The 23,093-nt window shown below is 76.5% G+C and carries 24 protein-coding genes and 1 riboswitch; of the genes, 9 read left to right on the top strand and 15 right to left on the bottom strand.

The window, feature by feature from the left end; translation table 11 throughout:
• Positions 1-140 precede the first annotated feature (140 nt).
• Positions 141-2,675 (top strand): SpoIIE family protein phosphatase, encoded by a 2,535-nt coding sequence (locus E9565_RS16450; protein WP_308196142.1) that lies wholly within the window; start codon positions 141-143, stop codon positions 2,673-2,675.
• 10 nt (positions 2,676-2,685) lie between these two features.
• On the opposite strand, the gene E9565_RS16440 is transcribed toward E9565_RS16450, so the two are convergent.
• From E9565_RS16440 to E9565_RS23340, 6 genes are all read right to left on the bottom strand, one after another.
• Positions 2,686-3,108 carry an anti-sigma regulatory factor gene (locus E9565_RS16440; protein WP_236828053.1) on the bottom strand — a complete coding sequence of 141 codons (423 nt, stop codon included), beginning with the start codon at positions 3,106-3,108 and terminating at the stop codon, positions 2,686-2,688.
• Between the two features lie 107 nt (positions 3,109-3,215).
• Complete coding sequence (locus E9565_RS16435) at positions 3,216-3,983, bottom strand: energy-coupling factor transporter transmembrane protein EcfT (protein ID WP_236835920.1); 768 nt, start codon at positions 3,981-3,983, stop codon at positions 3,216-3,218.
• The gene (locus E9565_RS16430) at positions 3,980-5,329 is read right to left on the bottom strand and encodes an ABC transporter ATP-binding protein (RefSeq protein ID WP_236835918.1); all 1,350 of its coding nucleotides are present in this window, start codon (positions 5,327-5,329) and stop codon (positions 3,980-3,982) included. The genes E9565_RS16435 and E9565_RS16430 overlap by 4 nt, the downstream gene beginning before the upstream one ends.
• 80 nt (positions 5,330-5,409) lie before the next feature.
• Entirely contained in the window at positions 5,410-6,027 is a 618-nt protein-coding gene (locus E9565_RS16425; protein WP_236835916.1) for an ECF transporter S component, read from the bottom strand.
• Positions 6,024-6,127, bottom strand: a riboswitch (TPP riboswitch). It overlaps the preceding gene by 4 nt.
• A 130-nt stretch (positions 6,128-6,257) precedes the next feature.
• Positions 6,258-7,550 (bottom strand): Nramp family divalent metal transporter, encoded by a 1,293-nt coding sequence (locus E9565_RS16420; RefSeq protein ID WP_236828049.1) that lies wholly within the window; start codon positions 7,548-7,550, stop codon positions 6,258-6,260.
• Between the two features lie 94 nt (positions 7,551-7,644).
• Positions 7,645-8,364: a Mut7-C ubiquitin/RNAse domain-containing protein gene (locus E9565_RS23340; protein WP_236835914.1), complete on the bottom strand. Its 720-nt coding sequence runs from the start codon at positions 8,362-8,364 to the stop codon at positions 7,645-7,647.
• Positions 8,365-8,467: 103 nt separating this feature from the next.
• Between E9565_RS23340 and E9565_RS16410 the strand changes: the two genes are divergently transcribed.
• Together E9565_RS16410 and E9565_RS16405 are read left to right on the top strand one after the other, a co-directional pair.
• Positions 8,468-9,271, top strand: coding sequence for an SDR family oxidoreductase (locus E9565_RS16410; protein ID WP_236828047.1), 804 nt, complete (start codon positions 8,468-8,470; stop codon positions 9,269-9,271).
• A gap of 20 nt (positions 9,272-9,291) precedes the next feature.
• Positions 9,292-9,876, top strand: coding sequence for a GNAT family N-acetyltransferase (locus tag E9565_RS16405; protein WP_236835912.1), 585 nt, complete (start codon positions 9,292-9,294; stop codon positions 9,874-9,876).
• On the opposite strand, the gene E9565_RS16400 is transcribed toward E9565_RS16405, so the two are convergent.
• The 6 genes from E9565_RS16400 to E9565_RS16375 all read right to left on the bottom strand — a co-directional run bounded on the left by E9565_RS16400 (position 9,845) and on the right by E9565_RS16375 (position 13,395).
• Positions 9,845-10,282, bottom strand: a complete 438-nt coding sequence (locus tag E9565_RS16400) for a rhodanese-like domain-containing protein (RefSeq protein ID WP_236835922.1) — start codon at positions 10,280-10,282, stop codon at positions 9,845-9,847. The two genes, E9565_RS16405 and E9565_RS16400, sit on opposite strands and share 32 nt — an antisense overlap.
• Positions 10,283-10,360: 78 nt before the next feature.
• Positions 10,361-11,047, bottom strand: a complete 687-nt coding sequence (locus E9565_RS16395; protein WP_308113144.1) for an alpha/beta fold hydrolase — start codon at positions 11,045-11,047, stop codon at positions 10,361-10,363.
• A complete protein-coding gene (locus E9565_RS16390) occupies positions 11,044-11,253 on the bottom strand; it encodes a hypothetical protein (protein WP_236828044.1) in 210 nt (69 codons plus the stop codon). Before E9565_RS16390 ends, E9565_RS16395 begins: the two co-directional genes overlap by 4 nt.
• A gap of 40 nt (positions 11,254-11,293) precedes the next feature.
• Positions 11,294-12,307, bottom strand: a complete 1,014-nt coding sequence (locus E9565_RS16385; RefSeq protein ID WP_236835910.1) for an NADP-dependent oxidoreductase — start codon at positions 12,305-12,307, stop codon at positions 11,294-11,296.
• Positions 12,308-12,361: 54 nt separating this feature from the next.
• The gene (locus E9565_RS16380; RefSeq protein WP_236828042.1) at positions 12,362-12,739 is read right to left on the bottom strand and encodes a helix-turn-helix transcriptional regulator; all 378 of its coding nucleotides are present in this window, start codon (positions 12,737-12,739) and stop codon (positions 12,362-12,364) included.
• On the bottom strand, positions 12,736-13,395 hold the full coding sequence (locus E9565_RS16375; protein ID WP_236835908.1) for an SRPBCC family protein: 660 nt from the start codon (positions 13,393-13,395) through the stop codon (positions 12,736-12,738). Before E9565_RS16375 ends, E9565_RS16380 begins: the two co-directional genes overlap by 4 nt.
• A gap of 176 nt (positions 13,396-13,571) precedes the next feature.
• Between E9565_RS16375 and E9565_RS16370 the strand changes: the two genes are divergently transcribed.
• From E9565_RS16370 to E9565_RS16350, 5 genes are all read left to right on the top strand, one after another.
• A complete protein-coding gene (locus E9565_RS16370) occupies positions 13,572-14,489 on the top strand; it encodes a haloalkane dehalogenase (protein WP_236835906.1) in 918 nt (305 codons plus the stop codon).
• Between the two features lie 7 nt (positions 14,490-14,496).
• Complete coding sequence (locus E9565_RS23335) at positions 14,497-15,627, top strand: class I SAM-dependent methyltransferase (protein ID WP_236835904.1); 1,131 nt, start codon at positions 14,497-14,499, stop codon at positions 15,625-15,627.
• A gap of 114 nt (positions 15,628-15,741) precedes the next feature.
• Positions 15,742-17,325, top strand: a complete 1,584-nt coding sequence (locus tag E9565_RS16360; RefSeq protein ID WP_236828038.1) for a methyl-accepting chemotaxis protein — start codon at positions 15,742-15,744, stop codon at positions 17,323-17,325.
• 199 nt (positions 17,326-17,524) lie between these two features.
• Positions 17,525-18,529, top strand: a complete 1,005-nt coding sequence (locus E9565_RS16355) for a sensor histidine kinase (RefSeq protein WP_236835902.1) — start codon at positions 17,525-17,527, stop codon at positions 18,527-18,529.
• Positions 18,530-18,575: 46 nt separating this feature from the next.
• On the top strand, positions 18,576-19,079 hold the full coding sequence (locus E9565_RS16350; RefSeq protein ID WP_236828036.1) for a MarR family winged helix-turn-helix transcriptional regulator: 504 nt from the start codon (positions 18,576-18,578) through the stop codon (positions 19,077-19,079).
• An 11-nt stretch (positions 19,080-19,090) separates the two neighbouring features.
• Here the strand turns inward: E9565_RS16350 and E9565_RS16345 are convergent, their stop codons facing one another.
• The 3 genes from E9565_RS16345 to E9565_RS16335 all read right to left on the bottom strand — a co-directional run bounded on the left by E9565_RS16345 (position 19,091) and on the right by E9565_RS16335 (position 22,642).
• Positions 19,091-20,938, bottom strand: coding sequence for a sensor domain-containing diguanylate cyclase (locus E9565_RS16345; RefSeq protein ID WP_236835900.1), 1,848 nt, complete (start codon positions 20,936-20,938; stop codon positions 19,091-19,093).
• 64 nt (positions 20,939-21,002) lie between these two features.
• Positions 21,003-22,013, bottom strand: a complete 1,011-nt coding sequence (locus E9565_RS16340) for an ATP-dependent DNA ligase (RefSeq protein WP_236835898.1) — start codon at positions 22,011-22,013, stop codon at positions 21,003-21,005.
• A gap of 107 nt (positions 22,014-22,120) precedes the next feature.
• Positions 22,121-22,642, bottom strand: coding sequence for an NUDIX hydrolase (locus tag E9565_RS16335; protein ID WP_236828033.1), 522 nt, complete (start codon positions 22,640-22,642; stop codon positions 22,121-22,123).
• A 38-nt stretch (positions 22,643-22,680) separates the two neighbouring features.
• Between E9565_RS16335 and E9565_RS16330 the strand changes: the two genes are divergently transcribed.
• The coding region (locus E9565_RS16330) for a DUF1992 domain-containing protein (protein ID WP_236835896.1) at positions 22,681-23,093 on the top strand (413 nt) is incomplete at its 3' end.

Genomic DNA, 23,093 nt, shown 5'->3' with positions numbered 1-23,093 from the left:
CCCATGCCCCGCCCTCCGTGCCGCGCCCGGCGGATCCGGTGCGCGTGCCCGCCCGCCCGGTGTGACAGGCTCTCTCCCTGGCCGCGGCCGCAGCAACCGTGCCGCCGCCACCCGCGGACCGTCTGTGGAGGGCAACCGACGTGACCGCCGCCGACCTCCCGGACGGGCCGGCCGCCCACGGGACGGCATCCGGCACGGGCCGCCGCGTCGACCTGGTCCGCGCGCTCGTCGGCGAGGCCCTCGGCTCCCGCAGCCTCCAGCGCCTGACCGACCTCGCCACCCGGCTGCTGGACTGCGCCGCCGTCCAGGTCTCGCTCGTCGGCGAGGTGCAGACCGCGGTGGCCGGCACCGGGCTGCCCCCGGGCGGGATCGGCGCCCGGGTGCCGCTCGACCGCTCGCTGTGCGCCGCAGCGGTGACCGAGGACGGCCCGCTGGTCGTGCCGGACGCCACCCGCGACGAGCGGCTGGCCGGCCGCGAGCCCGTGCGGTCCGGGCAGGTCGCCGCCTACCTCGGCATCCCGGTCCGCGCCTCGGGCGGCGAGCCGATCGGTGCCCTGTGCGCCGTCGAGCACCAGGTGCGGGAGTGGACCGACCGCGACGTCACCCTGCTGCGGCAGCTCGCCGCGTCGGTGAGCACCGAGCTCCAGCTCATCGCGCTCACCGCGGAGTACGAGGCGCACCGCGTGCGCTTCGAGCTCGCCATCGACGCCGCCGGCATCGGCAGCTTCGACTGGAACCTGCGGACCGGCCGGCTGCTGTGGGACGACCGGTTGCTGGCCCTGTTCGGCTACGAGCGGGCCGGGTTCGACGAGACGATCGACGCCTTCGTCTCCCGGGTGCACCCCGACGACCGCGAGCGGACCACCGAGGCGCTGCAGGCGGCCATCGACGGGCGCGGCGACTACGACGCGGAGTTCCGGGTCGTCCTCCCCTCGGGCGAGACCCGCTGGGTGCGCGGCCGGGGCCGCGCCGTCCGCGACGACGACGGCTCCGCGGTGCGGCTGCTCGGCGCGGCCTTCGACACGACGCCGCAGCGCGGGGAGGACGTCCGGATCGCCCGCCTGCTGGAGGCGATGAAGGCCTCCTTCTTCTCCCTGGACCGGGAGTGGCGGTTCACCTACGTGAACGCAGAGGCCGAGCGCGTGCTGGGCGCCGTCCGCGACGACCTGCTCGGCGGCGTGATCTGGGAGCTCTTCCCGGCCGCCGTCGGGAGCGACTTCGAGCGGTACTACCGGGCCGCGGCCGAGACCGGTCAGGAGCAGCTGTTCGAGGCGTACTACCCGGCCCCGCTGGACGCCTGGTTCGAGGTGCGCAGCTGGCCCACCCCCGACGGGTTGTCGGTCTCCTTCCTCGACGTGACCGAGCGCCGGGCGGCGGAGGAGCAGGCCCGCCGCAGCGCGGCCCGCCTCGCGCTGGTCGCGCACACCACGACGGCGATGGCGGCCTCGCTCGGCACCCGGCCGCGCGAGGAGGAGGCGCTGCAGCGGGTCGCCGAGCTGCTCGTGCCCGACCTCGGCGACTGGTCGATCCTCACCCTCACCGACGAGGACGGCCGGATGCGCGACGTCGCGAGCTGGCACCGCGACCCGGGGCTCCGCGACGCGGTCCACCGCTACGCCGCCCTGCGGCTGGCCTCCATCCCGCCCGACGCCCCGATCCTCCGCGCGCTCGCCTCGGGGCAGCCCCTGGTCGTGCCCGACGTCGAGGCGGCGGTGGGGCGCACCCTGCCCCCGGGCGAGGTGCGCCACGCCTTCCGGGAGCTGGCGCCGCGCTCGGCGGTCACCATGGCGCTCTCCGCCCGGGGCCGCACGCTCGGGGCGCTGAGCGTCTACCGGTCCGCCGGCCGCCCGCTGCCCGACCAGGAGGACGTCGCGGCGGTGCGCGAGGTCGCCGGGCGGGTCGCCCTGGCGCTGGACAACGCCCGGCTCTACGAGCAGCAGCGCCGGCTGGCCGAGGGGCTGCAGCGCAGCCTGCTCACGGCGCCGCCGCAGCCGGACCACTCCGAGATCGAGGTGCGCTACCACCCGGCGGTGGCGGTCGCCGAGGTCGGCGGTGACTGGTACGACGCCTTCCTGCAGCCCTCGGGCGCGACGGTGCTGGTGATCGGCGACGTCGTCGGGCACGACACCGCAGCGGCGGCGGCCATGGGCCAGCTGCGCGGGATGCTGCGCGGCATCGCCTACCGCGACATCGGCCCGGCCGGCGTGCTCACCGACCTCGACCTCGCCATCCGGGGCCTGGACGTGGGCACGCTGGCCACCGCCGCGGTCGTGCGGGTCGAGCAGACCGACGAGGAGCGGGCCGCGGGCGTGACCCGGCTCCGCTGGTCCAACGCCGGCCACCCGCCGCCGCTGCTGCTGCGGCCCGACGGCCGGATCGAGGAGCTGGCCGGCGAGCGGGCCGAGCTCATGCTCGGGGTGGAGCCGGCCACGCGGCGCACCGAGACGGTGGTGGCGGTGCCGCGGGGGGCCACGCTGCTGCTGTACACCGACGGCCTGGTCGAGGGGCGCGACCTGTCGCTCGACGAGGGCACCGCCCGGCTGCGGTCGGCGCTCGCCGAGCTGGCCGACCGGCCGCTCCCCGAGCTGTGCGACGCCCTGCTGGAGCGGCTGCGGCCCGAGGGGCTGCAGGACGACGTCGCCCTCGTGGCGCTGCGGCTGCACCCGCAGGGCTGACCCCGGTCGGTCAGCGGCGGAGCAGCGCCCAGACGTGCTTGGCGGCCCCGTCGGCGTACCAGCCGTGCTCCGCGGCCAGCTCGGCGATCAGGTAGAGCCCCAGCCCGCCGAGGCTGGGGTCGCGGCCCACGGCGGGCTCCGGCGGGTGCTGGGCGGCCTGGTCGGTCACCTCCAGCAGGTAGGCGTCGCCGGTGGTGCGCAGCGTCGCCCGCACCTCCCCGCCGCCGTGGCGCAGGGCGTTGGACGCCATCTCGTCCAGGGCCAGCACCAGCCGGTCGAGGAGGTCGGCGAGGCCGGGGCCGGAGAGGCGGGCGCGGACCTCCGCCCGCACCCCGGGCAGCTCGGCGACGTCGCGCAGGCGCCAGGTGAGGACCGCCTCCGCGGCAGGCGGGTACGCCGACGGCCAGATCGTGCCGGCCGCCTGCCCTGTCACGCCGCTGCTCTCCTCGGTTCCCGGCCCCCTGGTGCACGCGGGCCTGACCGTTCGCTATCGGCCGGAGCGGCGCCGGGTAAACCCGATGTCGCGAAGGTCACACCGCGTCAGCCGAACACCGGGGACCAGTGGCCGGTCTGCACGCTCAGCGTCACCGCGGACGCGCACACCACGACGGCGCCGACGACGAACCAGGTGTCGCGCCGGTGCAGCGCGGAGCCGCGGGCGTTGCTGCGGGGGACGCCGCAGTCGAAACCCCGGGCGTCCATCGCCGTCGCCAGCCGGCTGCCCCGCCGGATTGCGCCGACGAGCAGCGCGAACGCGGTGCCGGCGAACAGCCGCAGGCGGGCGCCCGGGCTGGCTCCGGCGTCGACGCCCCGCGCGCGGCGGGCCAGGCGGATGGTCTGCCACTCGGTGGCCAGCAGCGGCACCAGGCGCAGGGCGGCGAGCGCCCCGTAGGCGAACCGGGTGGAGACCCGCCAGTGCAGGGTGAGCGCGTCGGCCAGCCGCACCGGGTCCGTGGAGGAGACCAGCAGGACGCCCGGCAGGGCCAGCGCGATCACCCGCAGCCCCCAGGTGGCCCCGCTCAGCCACGCCGCCGCGCCGTCGAGGGTGCCGAACGCGACGTTGACCCACGCGACGCCGGCCGCGCTCAGCAGGAGGGGCCACGTGCGGTGCAGGATCGAGCGCGGGGTGGTCAGGCCCGCGGCGGGCAGCAGCGCCAGCTCGGCGGCGAGGACCACCGACGGCGTCACCAGGTCGCCGCTGACGAGCAGGACGACGGTGAGGACGGCGATCGCCGACAGCTGGGCGACGGGGTTGATCGCCGAGAGGGGGACCTCGCGGGCCGGGCCGAGGGTCAGCGGTGCGGTCACGACGCCGGCACCGGGTTCCCGAGGCGGAGGACGTCGTCGGCGAGCGCGTCGACGACGGCGGCGTCGTGGCTGACCAGGCACAGGGCGCGTCCGTCGGCCTGCTGCTCGGCCAGCAGCGCGACCAGCTCGGCCCAGGTGTCGCGGTCCTGGCCGAAGGTCGGCTCGTCCAGCACCAGGACCGGCGGGCGGGTCGCCAGCGCGGTGGCCACGGACAGTCGGCGCTGCTGGCCGCCGGAGAGGGTGAACGGGTTGGCCTCGGCGAGCGGCGCCAGCCCCAGCCGCTCGAGCAGGTCGTCGGCGCGCCGGCCGGCCGACGTGCGGTCCGCCCCGGCCCGCAGCGGTCCCAGGGAGAGCTCGTCGCGCACCCGCCCGGTCAGGAACTGGTGCTCGGGCTGCTGGAACACCGTGCCGATCCGCTCGACCAGCTCGGCCGCCCGCCACCGCGCCGGCGGCCGGTCGGGCCGGCGCAGCCCGGCACGCAGGGTGGGCCCCACCCGGAGCTGCCCGCTCGTCGGCGCCCGCAGCCCGGCGAGCAGCAGGGCCAGCGTGGACTTGCCGGTGCCGTTCGGTCCGGTCACGGCGAGCGTCCGGCCGGCGAGGAGCGCCGCGTCGGTCGGCGCGAGCGCGGGGCGGTCCGACCCGCGGTGGGTGTAGCCCACCGCCTCGGCGCGCAGGAGCGCCTCGCCGGCCGGGAGGCCGGCCCGGCGCACCGGGAACCGCAGCGGCGGTGGCGTCCAGCCGGAGGGGTGCTCGGTCAGCCCGCCGCCCGGCAGCAGCTCCACGACCCGGTCCACGAGCGGCAGCCACGCCTCCAGGTCGTGGTCGACGACGACCAGGGTGGCCGACCGGTCGGCCACCGCCCGGTCCACCGCCGCGCGCACCAGCGCGGCGCCGTCCGGGTCGAGCTGGGCGGTGGGCTCGTCCAGGAGCAGCAGGCCCGGGTGGGGGGCGAGGGCCCCGGCCAGCACCAGCCGCTGCTTCTGCCCGCCGGAGAGCGCCGCGGTCGCCCGGTCGCGGCCGAGCCCGAAGCCGACGGCGTCCAGCGCCGCGTCGACCGCGGGCCAGATGCGGTCCCGCGGCATCCCGACGTTCTCCAGCCCGAAGGCGACGTCGTCGCCGGCACGGGTCATGACCAGCTGGGAGTCCGGGTCCTGGAAGACCATGCCGACGCGCTGCCGGCTGCGGTCGGGCGGCTCGCCGTCGACGGTGAGCTCGCCCTCGACGTCACCGTTCTCCGGTTCCAGCAGCCCGCCGAGCGCGCGCAGCAGCGTGGACTTGCCGGCGCCCGAGCGGCCGGTGAGCAGCACCCGCTCGCCGGGGGCGATCCGCAGGTCGACGTCCCGCACCGCCCAGGCCCGCCGGGTGGCGTGCCGGAAGCCCCAGCCGCGCAGCCGGACGGCGGCCGGGCCCGAGGCCCCGGACGTCGTCAGACCCGGGTGCGACCGGACGCGAACGACGACAGCGCGCCGCTCGCGGCCAGCGCGCGGGCCAGCAGCACGCTGCCGATCCCGGCGACGACCGCGGTGCTGCCCACGACCAGCGCGACGTAGGTCGTCTTCCAGCCCGCCGACCAGTCGGGGTAGTAGTAGACGAGGTCGAGCACGGCGGCGGTCGCACCGGCGAGGACGGCGGCCAGCAGCGCGGGCGCCCAGCCGAACCGGCGGTAGCGGAAGGCGGCGAACCCGGCGTCGCCGGCCAGGCCCTGCAGCAGGCCGTAGACGATCGTCGTCGTCCCCCAGGCGGAGCCGAGCAGCGCGGAGACGATCGCGGCGACCAGCTCGGCGAAGAGGCCGGCACCGGGCTTGCGGACGATGAGCGGGGCGAGCACGGCGGGGATCAGCCAGACGCCGTACATGAACGCCTGGGCGGGCGGGAAGGCGGCGAACGCCGTCCCGGTGCCGGCCCAGAGCAGGCCCCAGGCCCAGAAGACGACGCCGAAGGCGGCGCCGAGGACGGCGGTGACGACGATGTCGACGGTGCGCCAGCGGTTGCTGCGCTCCCGGGCGGGCGCAGCGTTCGGCGAACGGACGGCCGGATCGGCCATTGCTTCCTCCAGACTCCCTGCGCCGGCATGACCCGGATCAGGTTCGAGGGTCTGCGGTGTCCCGCACTCTCAGCGCCGAAGCGCTCCCCTGCTGTTTGACGTGTTGAGTTGTGCTGCCGCCGAGCCTAGCCCACCCTCAGTCGGGCGTTATGTGCACATAACGCCCCCCGCACCGACCACCCCCTCTGTCGGGCGTTATGTGCACATAACGCCACCCGCACCGACCGCCGTCAGAGGACGAAGCCCAGGAGCAGGTGGGCGTTGAGCCCGATGATCAGGGCGGCGACGACGCTGCCCGCCACGGTGGTGGTCCGGCGGTTCACCCAGCCGCCCATCAGGTCGCGGCGGCTGGTGAGCCACAGCAGGGGCACGAGCGCGAACGGGATGCCGAACGAGAGCACGACCTGCGACCACACCAGCGCCGTCGTCGGGTCCCCGCCCAGCACCAGGACCGCCAGGGCAGGCGCGAGGGTGATCAGCCGGCGGGTGAGCACCGGGATGTGCCGCTTGAGGAACCCGGCCATCACGACCTGCCCGGCGTGCGTGCCCACCGACGACGAGGCGAAGCCGGAGGCCAGCAGCGCGAGGGCGAAGGCGAGCGCGGCCCCGGTGCCGAGCTGGTCACCGAGCCCGGTGTGCACCCCCTCCAGGGTGTCGACGCCGCTGTCGCTGGTGAACAGCTGCGCGGCGATGACCAGCATCGCGGCGTTGACCAGCCCGGCCAGGCCCATGGCCACCACGATGTCGATGCGCTGCGCCCGCAGCAGCCGGCCCCGTCCCTCCCGGGTGCGGCCGGCGGTGACCGCGTCGCCGTAGCGGCCCGGGGTGAGCGCGGAGTGCACGTAGATCACGTGCGGCATCACCGTGGCGCCCAGGATCCCGGTGGCCAGCACGAGGCTCTCGGCGCCGTCGAAGGAGGGCACCATGCCGCCGGCGAGCCCGCCCGGGTCGACGCCGGAGCCGAGCAGCGTGTACCCGAACCCGACCCCGATGACCAGCAGCAGGCCGGCGATGACCCGCTCGAACGGCCGGTACCCGCGGGACTGCGCGGCGAGCAGGACGAACGCGACCACGGCGGTGATGACGCCGCCGATCGGCAACGGGACCCCGAACAGCAGGTACAGCGCCACTGCCCCACCGACGATCTCGGCGAGGTCGGTGGCGATCGCGACCGCCTCCGCCTGCAGCCACAGCCCCCGGGTGACCGGCCGGGGCAGGTTCTCCCGGCAGAGCGTGGCCAGGTCGCGGCCGGTGGCGAGCCCGAGCTTCGCCGTGAGCGACTGGATGAGCATCGCCATGAGGTTCGCCGCGACGATCACCCAGAGCAGGGTGTAGCCGAACGCGGCGCCGCCGGAGAAGTTGGTCGCGAAGTTGCCGGGGTCGACGTAGGCGACGGCGGCGACGAAGGCGGGGCCGAGCATCGACCAGAGCCGGCGGCGACCCGGCGCCGTGCTCGCCGGGCGTTGCGCGGGCGCACGGAGCGTCGTCGGCAGGACGGCGGCCTCGGTCTTCGACAGGTACACGGCGGCCTCGCAGGGTGTCCGGGTGGCGGTCGCCCCTGGTCTGCCCGGCTCGCGTGTCACGCCGGGGCCGACCCGTGGCCCCCCGGGGCCAAGGTCAGCCTTGCCTGCCCGGGCCGGCGCGCCGGGCCCGCTCGACCAGCGCGTCGATGCGCGCGGCATGGGCGCCGCGCCAGTACACCCGCCCGCAGCCGGCGCACCGGGAGAAGTCCTCGACGGTGCGGCGGGTGCCCGGCTCGAGCAGACCGGCGACCTCCGCCTTCGGCACCGGGTGGAGGATCGCGCCGCAGGCGGTGCAGCGGGTGAGCGGTGCCAGCGGCACGGTGAACCGGTCCATCACGTCCACCAGCTGCTCCTCCGGCCGGTCGCCCCGCACGAGCGCGCCGTGCGGCAGGGCGCGGCGCATGAGCAGGCCGCGGTCCTGGGTGAGCAGCACCCGGTCCTCCGCCGCAGCCCGCGCGACCAGCGCCGGGTCGTCGGCGTCGTTCGACCAGGCTGCGTCCGCCCCGAGCAGCCGCAGGCGCCGGGCGAGCGCGCCGAGGCCGACGTCGAGCAGGAACCCGCCCGGGGGGACGGCGACCGGTCGCGGCGCGGGCTCCACCTCGAGCACCGCACCGGGGCGGACGCGTGCGGCGGGGGGCACCGGCGCGCCGTCCACGCGGATGGCGCCGACCTCGGTCAGGGGGATCCCGGCGGCCTGCACGAGGTGGCCGGCGGTCGTGTCGGGGTCGAAGGGCAGCGGCCGCTCACCGGCGCCCCGGTACCGCGCGGCCAGCAGCCGGCGCAGGTCCGGGGCGGGCCGCACGCGCACCTCCACGGCGGCGGGCTACCCCCGCGGGCCGGCGACACGCGCGCCAGGAGTGCACCGGCGTCCTCCTGGGCACGGAGGTCCCCGTCCGCCGTCCCACCCTGGAGGTCCCGTGTCCGACGCAACGCCCCGCCCCCTCGCCCTCGTCACCGGTGCGTCCAGCGGCATCGGGCTGGAGCTGGCCAAGCAGTTCGCCGAGCACGGGTTCGACCTCGTGGCCGTCGCCGAGGACGCCGAGCTCGACGCGGCGGCCGTGCAGCTGCGCGAGCGCGGTGCGGCCGTCTCGCCGATCCGGGCCGACCTCACCCGGCGCGAGGAGGTCGAGAAGGTGGTCGCGGCGGTGCGCGGGGCCGGCCGGCCGCTCGACGCGGCGGCGCTGAACGCCGGTGTCGGCCTCGGCGGCCGCTTCGTCGAGACCGACCTCGACCGGGAGATCGGGATGGTGGAGCTGAACTGCATCTCGACGATGCACCTGGCCAAGCGCGTCGCCCAGGACATGGTGGTCCGGGGCGAGGGGCGGATCCTGTTCACCTCGTCGGTCGCCTCGCAGGCCCCGGAGCCGTTCCAGGCCGTCTACTCCGCGACGAAGGCCTTCGTGCAGTTCCTGGCGCTGGGCCTCCGGGAGGAGCTCGAGGGCACCGGCGTCACCGTCACCGCCCTGCTGCCCGGGCCCACGGACACCGAGTTCTTCGACCGCGGCGACCTGACGGACACCAAGCTGGGCGCCAGCGACAGCAAGGACGACCCGGCGCTGGTCGCCCGCCAGGGGTACGAGGGGCTGATGAAGGGTGAGGCGTCGGTGTTCGCCGGGTCGGTGAGCAGCAAGCTGATGGGCCGGCTGTCGGCGCTCGTGCCCGATGCGGTCGCCGGCAAGACGCACAAGCCGATGACGGCCCCCGGCTCGGCCGAGGGCTGAGCCTGCGGCACGATCGGGGCGTGACCGAGCCGCTGCAGCCCGTCGACCTGCCGGTGGGCGACCTGCTGCTGCGCCCGTGGCGGGAGACCGACATCGGGGCGCTGTGGTCGGCGTTCCAGGACCGCGAGCTGCGGCGGTGGAACGGCGGGGGCGTGGCCTCCCGCACCGACGCCCTGGTGCTCCTCGGGCGGCGGATGGACTGGACCTCCGGCGACCACGCCAGCTGGGCGCTGGTCGACCCGGCGGCGGACGAGCTGCTCGCCTCGGTCTCCCTGCACTCCATCGACCGGCTGCACGGGAACGCGCAGGTCGGCTACTGGACGGTGCCGGCCGCGCGCGGGCGGGGCCTGGCACCCGCCGCCGTCGACGCCGCCTGCCGCTGGGCGTTCGGCGCCCTGCCGGTGGACCGGGTCGAGCTGTGCCACGCGGTCGAGAACCCGGCATCCGGCCGGGTCGCGGAGAAGGCCGGCTTCAGGCGCGAGGGGCGGCTGCGCCGCTCCTTCCGCTACGGCGACGGCGTGAAGCACGACGAGGTGCTGTGGTCGCGCCTCGCCGACGACCCCGTGCCGGTGGTCAGCACCCGCAGCTGCCCCCCGGGGCGGTGAGCGGATCGGCGGGAGCCCGGTGCACGCCGTCCGGGCGCACCACGGGCAGGCCCTCCCGGGCCCAGTACTCGAAGCCGCCGATCATCTCGCGCACCCGGTAGCCGAGCAGCGCCAGCCGGAGCGCCGCGCGGGTGGCGCCGTTGCACCCGGGACCCCAGCAGTAGGTCACCACCGGCACCGCGGGGTCGAGCTCGGCGGCGGCCCGGTCGGGGATCTCGGCGCCGGGCAGGTGCACCGCGCCGGGTACGTGCCCCTGCTGCCACGCCTCGCGGCTGCGGCTGTCGAGCAGGACGAACCCCGGGTCGCCGGTCTCCAGGGCGGTGTGGACGTCGCTGACGTCGGTCTCCACGGCCAGCCGGCGGGCGAAGTGGGCCGCGGCGGCGGCCGGGTCGGTGCTCCAGTCCATCACCGGGCCGACGCTAGGGGTGCCCGGCCCCGGCGACGAGGTCCGTCGCTGCCGGGCACCGCAGCGGATCTGCCGTCCTCACAACGGGACGGCGAGGCCCTCCGGCGCCGGCCGGGCCAGGGCCGCGGCGAGATCGGGCCGCAGCGGGGCCAGCCCTGCCCCGGCGAGTACGACGTCGCGGGTGAAGGCGTGCCAGCGGTGCGCCGAGCGCAGCATGCTGTGGCCGCCGGCGATGGTGAACCGCGCGACCCGGGCGCCCGCGCGCTGCGCCCGGACGGCGAAGTCGGCGGAGAGCTGGGCCGGCACCCAGCGGTCGCCCCGCCCGTGCAGGATCGCGACGGTGCGGTCGCGCAGGTGGCCGACCGGCTCACCGGGCGGCGTCCAGGGTGCGAGCGCGCAGACCGCCGCGACGCCGTCGTCCCCGCCTGCGCGCAGCGCCGCCCGGCCGCCCATCGAGTGCCCGACCAGGACGACGGGCAGGTCGCCGTGCTCGTCGCGGATCCGGTCCAGCGCCCAGCGCACGTCGGCGTAGGCGTCGGCCGCAGCCCCGTTCCAGCCGGCGAACCGGTAGCGCAGCAGGCAGGTGGTGAGCCCCCGCCCGGCGGCGGCGCCGGACACGAACTGCTCGATCGCGCGCATGCGCACCAGGGAGAGCGCCCGCTCCTTGGGCGGCTCGACGCTGGCCACCGTCCCGCCGTGGCAGAACAGCGCGACCGCCCGCGCCGGGCCGGACGCCGGACGGGTCTCCAGGACCGGCTCGGTCACGCCCGGCGGGACCGGCGGCCGCCCCGGAGGCTGGTGCGGGCCCGGTCGCCGAGGTCGCCGGCCTTCAGCAGGGCGTTGCTGACCGTGGAGGGCCCGCGTCGCCGCTCGAGCGCGCGGCCGAGCCGGCGGAGGACGCCGGTCGCCAGCGGGACGACCACGGTCAGGATCAGCCACATGCGCAGCCGGCGGGTGAGGAAGAGCCACATGCCCCGGACTCTGCCCCGTCCCGCCGGCCGGGAACCGGCCTCACTCGGCGAGCTTCACCACCATCTTCCCGGTGTTCCCGCCGCGCAGGAGGTCCAGGAAGGTGTCGACGGCGTTCTCGAGGCCCTCGCGCACCGTCTCCCGGACGACGAGGTCCCCGGAGGTGACCATGCGGGTCACCTCCGTCGTGAACTCGTCCCGCAGGTCGGCGTGGTCACCGACGATGAACCCGCGCAGGCTCAGCTTCTTGGTGACCATCATGAACATGTTGCGCGGCCCCGGGGCGGGCTCGGTGGCGTTGTAGCCCGAGATGGCGCCGCACAGCGCACCGCGCCCGAACTCCCTGAAGGCGCCGATCGCGGCCTCCAGGTGCTCACCGCCGACGTTGTCGAAGAAGACGTCGATGCCCTCGGGCGCGGCCGTGGCGAGCAGGTCGGCCACCGGCCCGTCGTGGTAGTCGAACGCCCGGGTGAAGCCCACCTCCTCGGTCAGCCAGCGCACCTTCTCCGGGGTGCCGGCGCTGCCGACGACCGCGGCGGCCCCGTTCAGCTTCGCGAACTGCCCGACCAGGCTGCCGACCGCCCCCGCGGCACCGGAGACGAACACCGTGTCGCCCTCCCGGAACTCCGCGAGCCGGAAGAGCCCGGCCCAGGCCGTGAGCCCGGGCATGCCCAGCACGCCGAGGTGGTAGCTGGGCGGGATGCCCGGCAGCTCGGGCAGCACCCGCACGTGCGCGGCGTCCAGGACGGCGACGTCCCGCCACGCGGCGTCGGCGAGCACCAGGGCGCCCTCGGGGACGTCGGGGGAGCGGGAGGCGACCACGCGGCCGACCGCCCCGCCCTTCATCGTCTCGCCGATCTCCCAGCGGGCCGCGTAGGACTTCCCCGCGTTCATCCGGCCGCGCATGTAGGGGTCGACCGACATGACCAGCATGCGGACGGCGACCTGCCCCTCGGCCGGGTCCGGGCGCTCGAGCTCCACGAGCCGGAAGTCGTCGGGGGTGGGCTCGCCGTGCGGGCGGGCCGCCAGCTGCCATTCGCGGGTGGTGATCGGCATGCCGCCATCCTGCCGGGCGCGGGGCCGCCGGTGCCGCCCGGCCGGCCGCAGGGGTCAGGCCGAGCGGCCGTCGTGCTGCGCGGCGCCCGGTGCGGTCCGCCGGGCGCGCTCCCCCCGCGCCACCTCGGTCGCCAGCGCGTCGAGGGGCTGGGCGAACGCCGCCAGGGGGTCGGCCAGGGCCGCGAGCCAGGCCTGGGCGGCCGCGAGCCCGGACGGGTCCAGGGCGTACACCCGGCGGGTGCCCTCGGCGCGCACCGTGACCAGCCCCGCCTCCCGCAGCACGCGCAGGTGCTGGGACACCGCCGGCTGCGAGATCGGTGCCGACGCCTGCAGCGCCCGCACGAGGGCACCCGCCGGCTGCTCGCCCGTGGAGAGCAGCTCCAGGACCTGCCGGCGGGTGCGGTCCCCCAGCGCCTCGAAGGTCCCGTTCACCCGGCTCCTGGGGCATCCCCGGACGGCGGCGTCGTGTAGAACGCCACGGTACGGTCGGCCGCCTCCCGCGCGGCGGTGGGATCGTCGCCGTCGGCGGCCGCGGCCTCGCCCCACCCGGCGGCCGCCCGGCGGACGAACTCGACCCCCTCGGGCGTCAGGGTGAACGTCGCCGCCACCTCGGGGTCGACCGGCGCGCCGCTGTCCAGGTGCAGCCCGAGGCCCATGAGCGCCAGGTCCCAGCCCACACCCACCGCACCCGGCCCGAACTGCGCCCAGAACTCGGGGTCCACGGGGGCCTCGTGCACCAGTTCGAGCTCGGTGCCGCCGTCCGACGGGGAGAGGGTGACCTGCAGCCAGGAGAGCATCCCGCCGAACTCCCAGGTGACGGCGAAGGACTCGGGCTCGTCGCACCGCTCGACCACGCCGCCGGCGTTGCCCTCGAGCTGGTAGCGGCCGCCGGCGCGCAGCTCGCCGCTCACCGGCAGGAACCAGCGGGGCAGCCGCTCGGCGTCGGTGAGCGCGCCCCAGACCTGGGCCCGGTCGGCGCGGTAGGTGCGCCGGGCGACGGCGATGCGCGTCGGCGCGCCGTCCCGGGAACCGGTGCGCACCTCGCGCGTGACCAGGCCGGCCGTGGCGACCGGATCGGTGGTGGTCATGGCGCCTCCTCGGTTGCATAAGCCGCGACTTATGAACTGACGGTAGCGCCGGCCGTCTCGCGCGGCAAGCCCTTCGCCCCCGCCCCACCCCGCGGGGGCACGGGGAGCTGTGCCTACGGTTCAGGCCCCGAGACCGCATGGATAGCTCCCTGTGCCCATGACTGGAGGCCGGACCCGTGGAGACCCTCCGCACCCCTGACGAGCGCTTCGCCGACCTGCCCAATTTCCCGTACGAACCCCGCTACGTCGAGGTCGACGACGGCGAGGGCGGCCGACTGCGGATCGCCTACGTCGACGAAGGCCCGGCCGACGGCGAGACGGTGCTGCTCCTCCACGGCGAACCGTCCTGGTCCTTCCTCTACCGCCGGATGATCCCGGTGCTGGTCGACGCCGGCCTGCGCGTCGTCGCGCCCGACCTGGTCGGCTTCGGCCGCTCGGACAAGCCGGTCGAGCGGTCCGCCTACACCTACGCCCGCCACGTCGGCTGGATGCGCCAGGCGCTGCTCGACGAGCTCGGCCTGCGCGACCTCACCCTCGTCTGCCAGGACTGGGGCGGGCTCATCGGGCTGCGGCTGGTCGCGGAGAACCCCGACCGGTTCGCCCGGGTCGTCGTCGCCAACACCGGCCTGCCCACCGGCGACCAGAAGATGAGCGAGGCGTTCCTGGCCTGGCAGCGGTTCTCCCAGGAGAGCCCCGAGTTCCACATCGGCCGCATCGTCGGCAACGGCACCGCCCGCGGGCTCGCCCCCGAGGTGGTGGCCGCCTACGACGCGCCCTTCCCCGACGACCGGTACACCGCCGGCGCCCGGCAGTTCCCCGCGCTGGTGCCGACGTCGCCCGACGACCCGGCGGCCGCGGCCAACCGGGCGGCGTGGGAGGTGCTGGCGCGCTGGGAGAAGCCCTTCCTCACGGCCTTCTCCGACTCCGACCCGATCACCGGCGGGGGCGACCGGGTGTTCCGGAAGCTCGTGCCCGGCGCCCAGGGGATGCCGCACACCACGCTGGCCGGCGGCGGGCACTTCCTGCAGGAGGACGTCGGCCCAGAGCTCGCCGGCGTCGTCGCCGACCTGGTCGCCGCCACCCCGCGCGGCTGACGCCGGCGTGGCGCTCACCCCCGAGGAGGTCCTCGGCGCACTCCGGCGCACCCCCGACGTCGAGGCCCCGGACCTCGTCGCCGTCGACGCGACCGACCGGCTGCTGCTCGACCTCGCGGCCGAGCTGGTCCCCCGGTGCGGGCCGGGCGAGGTCGCCGTCGTCGACGACTCCTACGGCGCGCTCGCGCTGGGGCTGGCCGCCCGGCACGGGCTCACCGGTGTGCGGGTGGGCCAGGACCTGCTGGTGGGGGAGCGGGCGCTGGCGGCCAACGCCGAGCGCGTGGGCCTGGCCGGCACCTCCCGGTCGCTGCCGCTGGGCCCCGGGCTGGCGGACGGCGCGCGGTTGGTGCTGGTCAAGGCCCCCAAGGGGCTGGACGCGCTGCGCGAGATCGCCGAGGTGGTCGCGGCGTCGGCGGCCCCCGACGTCACCGTCCTGGTGGGCGGCCGGGTCAAGCACATGACGCACGCGATGAACGACGTCCTCGGCGCCTCGTTCACCGAGGTGCAGGCGAGCCTGGCCCGGCAGAAGTCCCGTGTGCTGGTCGCCCGCGGGCCGCGGCCGCGCCCCTCGTCGTTCCCGCGGCGCCAGGAGCACCCCGACCTCGGCCTGACCGTCTGCGCGCACGGGGCGGCCTTCGCCGGCACGCGGGTCGACATCGGCACCCGGGCGCTGCTGCGGGCGCTCCCGGAGATGGCCCCCGGCGCGCGGACCGCCGTGGACCTCGGCTGCGGCACCGGCGTCCTGGCCGCGCTGCTGGCCCGCGACCGGCCGGGGCTGCGCGTCCTCGCCGTGGACCAGTCCGCCGCCGCCGTCGCCTCGGCCGAGGCGACGGCGGCCGCGAACGGCGTCGCCGACCGCGTCGAGGTGCGGCGGGACGACGCCGCGGCGACGGTGCCGGACCGCTCGGTCGACCTGGTCGTCTGCAACCCGCCCTTCCACGTGGGCGCCGCGGTGGTGACGACGGCCGCCGACCGGCTGTTCGTGGCGGCGGCACGGGTGCTGCGCCCCGGCGGCGAGCTCTGGACGGTCTACAACTCGGCGCTGCGCTACCGCCCGGCGCTCAACCGGGTGGTCGGACCCACCCGCGTCGCCGACCGGGACCCGAAGTTCACCGTGACGGTCTCCCTCCGCCGCTGAGGCGACACCTGCGGTGACGCGGGTCACCGAACGGTCACGATCGGCCCCTTCGGCTCGATCCGTTCCTCTCGTCCCCGACGACCAGAGGAACGAATCCGACCGAAAGGCGTACCCATGACCGGGCGACTGAGCCGTGTGAAGGTGAGCACCCGCCTGCTGGCGCTGGTGCTCGTCGCGGTGATCGGGATGGCGACGATCGCCGTGATCGGCGCGTTGCACGTGCGCTCGACGATCGAGGAGGAGCAGCGGAACCAGGCCAAGGTCGCCGTGGAGTCCGCGCTCGGGGTCGTCGGCCACTACGGCGATCTCGCCGCCTCCGGCGCGATGCCGGTGGCGCAGGCGCAGGCGTCGGCCGCCGCCGCGATCCGCGGGCTGCGGTACTCCGGCGAGGAGTACTTCTGGATCAACGACATGGGCCCGACCATGGTGATGCACCCGATCAAGCCCGAACTCGACGGGACCGACCTCTCGGGGAACGAGGACCCGGACGGCAAGAAGCTGTTCGTGGAGTTCGTCGAGGTGGTGGAGGCCGAGGGCAGCGGCTTCGTCGACTACCTGTGGCCCAAGCCCGGCGAGGAGGAGCCGCAGCCGAAGATCTCCTACGTGGCCGGCTACGAGCCGTGGGGCTGGGTGGTCGGCTCGGGCATCTACGTCGCCGACCTCGACGGGGCCCTCCGGGCCGAGCTGGCCGCGATGGCGCTCTGGGCGACGCCGATCATCCTGGTGATCGTGGGCCTGTCGGTGCTGATCTCCCGCAGCATCAACCGGCCGCTGCGGGCCATGACCGAGGTGCTGAGCACCGGTGACCTGCAGCGCCGGCTCGACGAGGGCGCCGGGAGGACCGAGCTGGACCAGCTCGCCGGCGCGGTGAACACCACGCTGGGGCGGGTCTCCGGGGTCGTCGGCGAGGTCGGCCAGGCGTCCCAGCTGCTCGAGGAGGCGGCGCGCACGCTGTCGTCCACCAGCGAAGCGATCGCCGGCACCGCGGACCGCTCCCAGGGGCAGGCCCGGGACGTCACCGAGGCCACCCGCGAGGTGAGCGGCGGGATCGAGGCGGTCGCCGCGGGGGCGGAGCAGATGGGCGCCTCCATCCGGGAGATCGCGCACAACGCCGCCGAGGCCGCCCGGATCGCCGGCAGCGCCGTGTCCGCGGCCGAGTCGACCTCGGTGACGATCGGCAGGCTGGGGGAGTCCAGCGCGGAGATCGGCAACGTCGTCAAGGTGATCACCTCGATCGCCGAGCAGACGAACCTGCTGGCGCTGAACGCCACGATCGAGGCCGCCCGCGCCGGGGAGGCGGGCAAGGGTTTCGCCGTGGTGGCCAACGAGGTGAAGGAGCTGGCGCAGGAGACGGCGAAGGCCACCGAGGACATCGCCCGGCGGGTGGAGGCGATCCAGACCGACACCGGCAGCGCGGTGCAGGCGATCGGCGGCGTCACCGCGATCATCGCCGAGATCAACGACTACCAGACGACGATCGCCTCGGCCGTCGAGGAGCAGACCGCGACGACCAACGAGATGAGCCGGTCGATCGCGGACGCCGCGGAGAGCGGCCGGTCGATCGCCGGCACCGTGGCCGAGGTGGCGCAGGGGGCCCAGGAGACCTCCCTGGGCGTGGCGGCGATGCAGACCGCGGCGGAGGACCTCGTGCGCATGTCCGGTGAGCTGCGGAAGGTGGCGGGGGCCTTCCAGCCCTGACGCCGCGGGAGCGACGTCGGCGCCGGTGGCGGTGGGGTGCGACCCCGCCGCCACCGGTCGCGTCCGGGGCCGTTCCCGTCGCCCCGAGGGGTGAGCACCGGGCGTTCAGCGCGCCCTCGTGCGGCGCGTGACCGACGATGTCGCAGAATGCTCAACCAGTCGGCCGGGAAGGCTCCGGTCCGGAGGTGCAGGAGACCGGATGGCGCAGGTGACCGGCGGGGGTGCGGGCACGGGCGCGCCCGGGCGCCTCCGTGCCGCGGTCTCCTTCGCGGAGGTCCCGCACGTCGCCGCGCCGGTCGGTTCCGACGACGAGCTGCTGGCCGCGGCCCTGCCCTGGCTCGAGGAGGGGCTGCGGGCCGGCGACCTGGTCGTCCTCTCCTGCCCCCCGGGGACGGCGGAGCTGGTCACCGGGGCGCTGGGCGAGCGCGCCGGGGCGGTCGAGACGGACGACCGGCTGTGCCTGCTGGACACGACGGTGCCCGACGCCGTCGCCGCCAGCCGCGACCTGGTGCGGCGGGCCCGGGGCACCGGCTCGGGCCGGTTGCGGGTCGCCGGCCAGGTGCGGTTCGGCGACGGGCCGCTCGACCGGCGCGACGGGCTGCGCTACGAGGCCGCCGTCAACCTGCTGATGGCCGTCCGGCCGGTGTCGGGCCTGTGCCTGTTCGACCGCCGCGAGCTCCCCGCCGAGGTGCTCGCCGGGGCGGCCGCCACGCACCCCTGGGTGCTGACCGGTGGCGAGGTCGTGCCGAGCGCCGCGTTCGAGAACCCCACCGCCTACGTCCGGCGGCTGCCGGTGCCCCGTGAGCCGATCGAGGAGTCGGACCCGGTGCTGGCGGTGGACGACGCCCCGTCGCTGGCCGAGCTGCGCCGCCTGCTCCGGGCGGTGGTCCAGGTCCACGTGCCCGACCCCGACCAGGCCGCCGACCTGCACTTCGCCGCCAGCGAGATCGCCAGCAACGCCTTCCGGCACGGCGCCCGCCCGGTCTCGGCCCGCGTGTGGGCCGACGGCGGGCGCATGGTCGTCGCCGTCACCGACCAGGGCCCCGGCACCGACATCCCGTTCCCCGGCTACCGCCCGGCGCACGGCGCCGACCTGGCCCGGGGCGGCATGGGCCTGTGGCTGACCCGCAAGCTCTGGGACCACGTCGACCTGGTCCGCGGACCGGCCGGGTTCACCGTCCGGCTCAGCTCGCGGCTGCGCTGATGCGCGCAGGTCCGGCTGCGCCGCCGGGGCCGTTACGGTGAGCGACGTGGAGGACGCCGTCGACCTGATCCTCGAGCAGTGGGCCCGGGAGCGTCCGGACCTCGACTGCTCGCCCATGGGGATCATCGGCCGCATCACCCAGCTCCAGCGGGAGGTGCACCTCGCCCAGCGGGCCACCTTCGCCCGGCACGGCCTCGACGCGCCCTCCTTCGACGTCCTGGCGGCCCTGCGCCGGGCGGGCGCGCCCTACCAGCTCACGCCCACCGCGCTCATGCGCACGGCGCTGGTCACCTCGGGCGCGATCACGCAGCGGCTCGACCGGCTGGAGGAGAAGGGCCTGATCACCCGCGGGCGCAGCGACGCCGACGGGCGGGCCGTCGTCGTCACGCTCACCGACGCGGGCCGCGCGGCGCTGGACGCGGCGCTGCCCGACCACCTGGAGACCGAGCGGCGGCTGCTGGAGGCCCTGCCGTCGGGGGACCGGGAGCAGCTGGCCGCGCTGCTGCGCCGCCTGCTGGTCGGCCTGGGCCGGGTGCCGCAGCAGCCCTGAGCCGCGCGCCGTCAGGGGAGCGCGTCCTCCGCCGCCCCCAGCAGGGCGCAGGAGTCCTTGCCCGTGCGCTTCGCGGCGTACATGGCGGTGTCGGCGCGGTGCAGCAGCTCCTCTGCGGTGCAGCCGGCCGTCCCGAGCGCGCCGCCGATGCTGGCGGTCACGGTGGTGGTGCGGGTGCCCACCCGCACCGGTGCGCGCAGCGCGGTGAGCAGCCGCTCGGCGACCTCGCGCAACAGTGCGGCGTCGGCGTCGGCCAGCAGGAGGGCGAACTCGTCACCGCCGAGCCGGGCGACCACGTCCTCGCCGCGCACGTCGGCGGAGAGCCGCCCGGCGACCGCCAGCAGCAGCTCATCCCCGGCGGCGTGCCCCAGGGTGTCGTTGACGTCCTTGAAGTCGTCGACGTCGATGAAGAGCACCGCCGGGCAGCTGCCCGGTCCGGCGCCGGCGGCGGCTGCCTCGAGCCGCTCGTTGAAGGCGGTCCGGTTGAGCAGGCCGGTCAGGGGGTCGGTGCGCGCCTGCCGCCGCAGCTCCTCCTCGAACAGCTTCCGGTCGGTGACCTCCCGGAAGTTCACGACCCAGCCCTCGATGCCGACGGCGTCCACCCGGCCGCTGATCCGCATCTCCACCCACCGGGTGCCGCCGGAGCTGTGCTGGACGCGGATGTCGGTGTCCACGACGCCGGAGCCGCCGCCGGCGGAGCGGCCGGCCGCGGCGACGGCGGCCCGCAGGCGCGGCTGGTCGCGGGGATCGGCCAGCGAGATGGCGTCGCGCCCGACGTAGTCGGCCGGGGGGCGGCCGAGCAGCGACCGGACCGCCGGGCTCATGTACGCGACCGATCCCTCGGCGTCGACGATGGCGATGACGTCGGCGGCGTTCTCCAGCAGGACCCGGAGCCGTTCCTCGCTCGCGGCCAGCGCCGCCCGGGTGCGCTCGCGCTCCCGGCTGAGGGCGAGCAGCCGCCACAGGGCCAGGCCGGACAGCACGGCGCTGCCCGCGCCCAGGACATAGCCGATTCCGCCGTGGTCCACGGTCCACAGGACCAGCACGGCGGGGTTGACGAGCAGGACGGCGCCCACGGCCACGACCCGGCCGAAGGTGGCGTCCCGCCCGGTGGTGGCGGCGGGGCCCAGAGCGACGACCGAGGGGTGGCGCCCGGCCAGGCAGAGCGCGGCGATCGGGAGGAGGGAGACCGGGTCCAGCACCGCGGACCCCCGCAGCGTGGTGCCGGTGAGGATGGCGCCGCCGTACGCCGCCACGGCGAGCGCGGCTGCGGTGAACAGCGCCGCCGTGGTGACCGTCCGGCCCCGCGTGAGGGCCAGCGGCAGGCAGACGATCAGCAGGACGGCGGTGAGCAGGGGCGTGCCGACGTTGACCTCGACGAAGTCGCTCCCGTGCGCGTGCCGGTCGCCCTGCACGGCGAGGAGGATGAGGCCGGCCGCCAGCAGGAGGGTCAGGGTGTCGGTCCAGGATGCCCAGTCGCGGCGCCGCCGGCCGGCGCGGACCACGCCCAGGGCCCCGACCACGAGCGCCGCGTAGGCGGCCACGTCGAGGGCGGTCTCCAGCGGCGCGCTGATGCCGGGGGCCAGGCCGGCCAGCGCGGCGACGTCCGCGACGCAGCTGAGCGCGAAGAGGGCGAGGGCGGCCGCGAGGCCCGACCAGGCGACGACGAGCGGGGTCCGGTGCCGCCGCAACGCGGTCACCACCCCGGCCAGCCCCAGGGCGTAGAGGACGATCTCGGCGGCCGGACGCCACGGGCCCTCCGGGACCACGACGACGACCAGGGCGATGACCAGCACCACCAGCGCCGTGTGCAGCCAGGCGGCGCGGGCGGCCGGTGCGCTGGTCGGGGACGTGGTCACGCCGATCGCATCGGCCGCCGGCCGCGGCGAGGTGACCCCGCTCACCCGGAGGGGGGAGGAGGGCTCAGATCCCGGGGACGTCCTCGGGGCGCAGGTCGGGGCGCACCCGGACGAAGCGCAGCGGGTGGCGGAACACGCCGGCCTGCAGGGCGGCGTCGGCGCTCACCTCGACGACGGCGGTCGGCTCGACGCGGGTGAGCGGGACGGCGAGGCGTCCGCCGCCGAACCGGCCGGTGCCGACGCGCTCGGGCCACGGGTGGTCCGGGCCCGCGGGCCGCAGCACGGCGGCGAGCTCGGCCGACTGGGCGGGGGAGAGCGGGCTGCTGCGGCCGACGACGACGAGCTCGCCGCCGCGGTAGCGGCCCGCCACCAGCTGGCCCGGCCGGTCCAGGTCGCCGATGACACCGCCGGCGAGCACCTCGGTCGTCTCCCAGCTCTTGACCTTCAGCCACTCCCGGCGGCCGGGTGCGTAGCGGCTCGCCGCGCCCTTCACGACCAGCCCCTCCACGCCGGCCGGGCGGAAGTCGTCGAACCACTGCCGCGCCTCGGCCGGGTCGGCGGTGACCGGGGAGAGCTGCATGGGCGGGGCCCAGCGGGCCGCCAGCTGCTCGAGGGCGGCGCGCCGCCGGGTGAACGTCCGGCCGCGCAGGTCCTCGCCACCGGCGGCCAGCAGGTCGAACGCCACGTAGGAGGCGGGCGCCGCGGAGACCTGCGCCCGGATCCGCCCGGCCGAGGCCACCATGCGCTGCTGCAGCAGGCCGAAGTCCAGCCGGTCGTCGTGCCAGATGACGACCTCGCCGTCGACGACGGTCCCGGGGGGCACCTGGGCGAGCGCGGCGGCGGCGACGTCGGGGAAGCGGTCGGTGAGGTCGCGCCCCTGCTTGGACCACAGCCGGGTGGCGCTGCCGCTGCGCACGACGACCAGCCGGTAGCCGTCCCACTTGGGCTCGTACCGGCACCCGCCGCTCAGCGCGGCGGGCGACGGGATCTCGCGGACCGGCTTGGCGAGCTCCACGGCGACCGGCCCGGAGAGCTCCGGTGGCAGCGCGGGCAGGCCCGGGGCGGACAGCGGCACCGGGACAGCCTGCTGGCAGCCCGGGCGCCGCGCACGCCGGCGGCGGGTGGTCACACCCGTTCGGGGGCCGGTCACCACCCTCCGTCGCCGGGCGGGCGCGCGGCGCGTCAGCGGAGGAGCAGGAGGGCGTAGGCCGCCAGCGACGGCCCGTCGGTGAAGCGGCCGTCCCGGATCATCGCCCGCAGCTCGTGCTCGGGGACGAACGCGGCCACCATGTCGGCCTCGGTCACCTCCCGCGCGGGCGGGCCGGGCTCGAGGCCGGCCGCCAGCCAGACGTCGAACTCCTGCGTGGCCAGCCCGGGTGCCAGGTCGAGGTGGCCGAGGTGGGTCAGGGTGCCGGCGCGCAGGCCGGTCTCCTCGGCGAGCTCGGCCCGGGCGAGCTCCTCGGCGGAACCGTGCGCGCCGTGCGCCCAGGTGCCCTGCGGGAACTCCCAGGCCCGGCGGCCCAGCGGGTGGCGGTGCTGCTGCACCAGCCAGAAGCCGTCCCGCTCGGCGGGGAGGACGAGGGCGAAGTGGGGCTTCTCCACCACGCCGTAGACGCCGCTGGACCCGTCGGCCCGCTGCACCGTGTCCTCCCGCACCCGGATCCACGGGTTGCGGTACACCTCCCGGCTGCTCGTCGTCCGCACGGTGGCGAGCCTGCCAGAGGCGTGGACCATGGACGGCGATGACGCAGCGCAAGCCGCCGGGGGTCTCGTTCGAGACGTGGGTGGACACCCAGATCGCCCGCGCCCGCGAGCGGGGCGACTTCGAGGGCCTGGACGGCGCCGGCAAGCCGATCCCCGGCCTGGAGCGCGACACCACGGCCTACGACTGGGCCGTGGCCAAGGCGCGGCGCGAGGGCATCGAGACCGCCGAGATGCTCCCGCCGGGCCTCGCGCTCCGCCGGGAGCGGGACGTCCTGCCCGAGCGCGCGGCCCGGCTGGGCAGCGAGCAGGCCGTCCGGGCGCTGGCGGAGGACTACAACGCCCGGGTCGAGGCGTTCTGGCGCACCCCGCAGCCCAGCCGGTGGTCACCGGTGCCGGGGCTGGCCGACGTCGAGGCGCTGGTCGAGGGCTGGCGCCGCGACCGGCCCCCGCC

Source organism: Blastococcus sp. KM273129 (assembly GCF_021698995.1).
Lineage (GTDB): Bacteria > Actinomycetota > Actinomycetes > Mycobacteriales > Geodermatophilaceae > Blastococcus.
The sequence above is the reverse complement of the archived record's forward strand: the minus strand, read 5'-3'. Positions and strand labels throughout refer to the sequence as shown.

Excerpts from the sequence above, each read along its gene's own strand:
- E9565_RS16375 (WP_236835908.1), bottom strand. The coding sequence starts at position 13,395 with ATGACCACCACCGATCCGGTCGCCACGGCCGGCCTGGTCACGCGCGAG.
- E9565_RS16390 (WP_236828044.1), bottom strand. The coding sequence starts at position 11,253 with ATGTGGCTCTTCCTCACCCGCCGGCTGCGCATGTGGCTGATCCTGACC.
- E9565_RS16385 (WP_236835910.1), bottom strand. The coding sequence starts at position 12,307 with ATGCCGATCACCACCCGCGAATGGCAGCTGGCGGCCCGCCCGCACGGC.
- E9565_RS16360 (WP_236828038.1), top strand. The coding sequence starts at position 15,742 with ATGACCGGGCGACTGAGCCGTGTGAAGGTGAGCACCCGCCTGCTGGCG.
- E9565_RS16425 (WP_236835916.1), bottom strand. The coding sequence starts at position 6,027 with ATGGCCGATCCGGCCGTCCGTTCGCCGAACGCTGCGCCCGCCCGGGAG.
- E9565_RS16400 (WP_236835922.1), bottom strand. The coding sequence starts at position 10,282 with ATGGACTGGAGCACCGACCCGGCCGCCGCCGCGGCCCACTTCGCCCGC.
- E9565_RS16355 (WP_236835902.1), top strand. The coding sequence starts at position 17,525 with ATGGCGCAGGTGACCGGCGGGGGTGCGGGCACGGGCGCGCCCGGGCGC.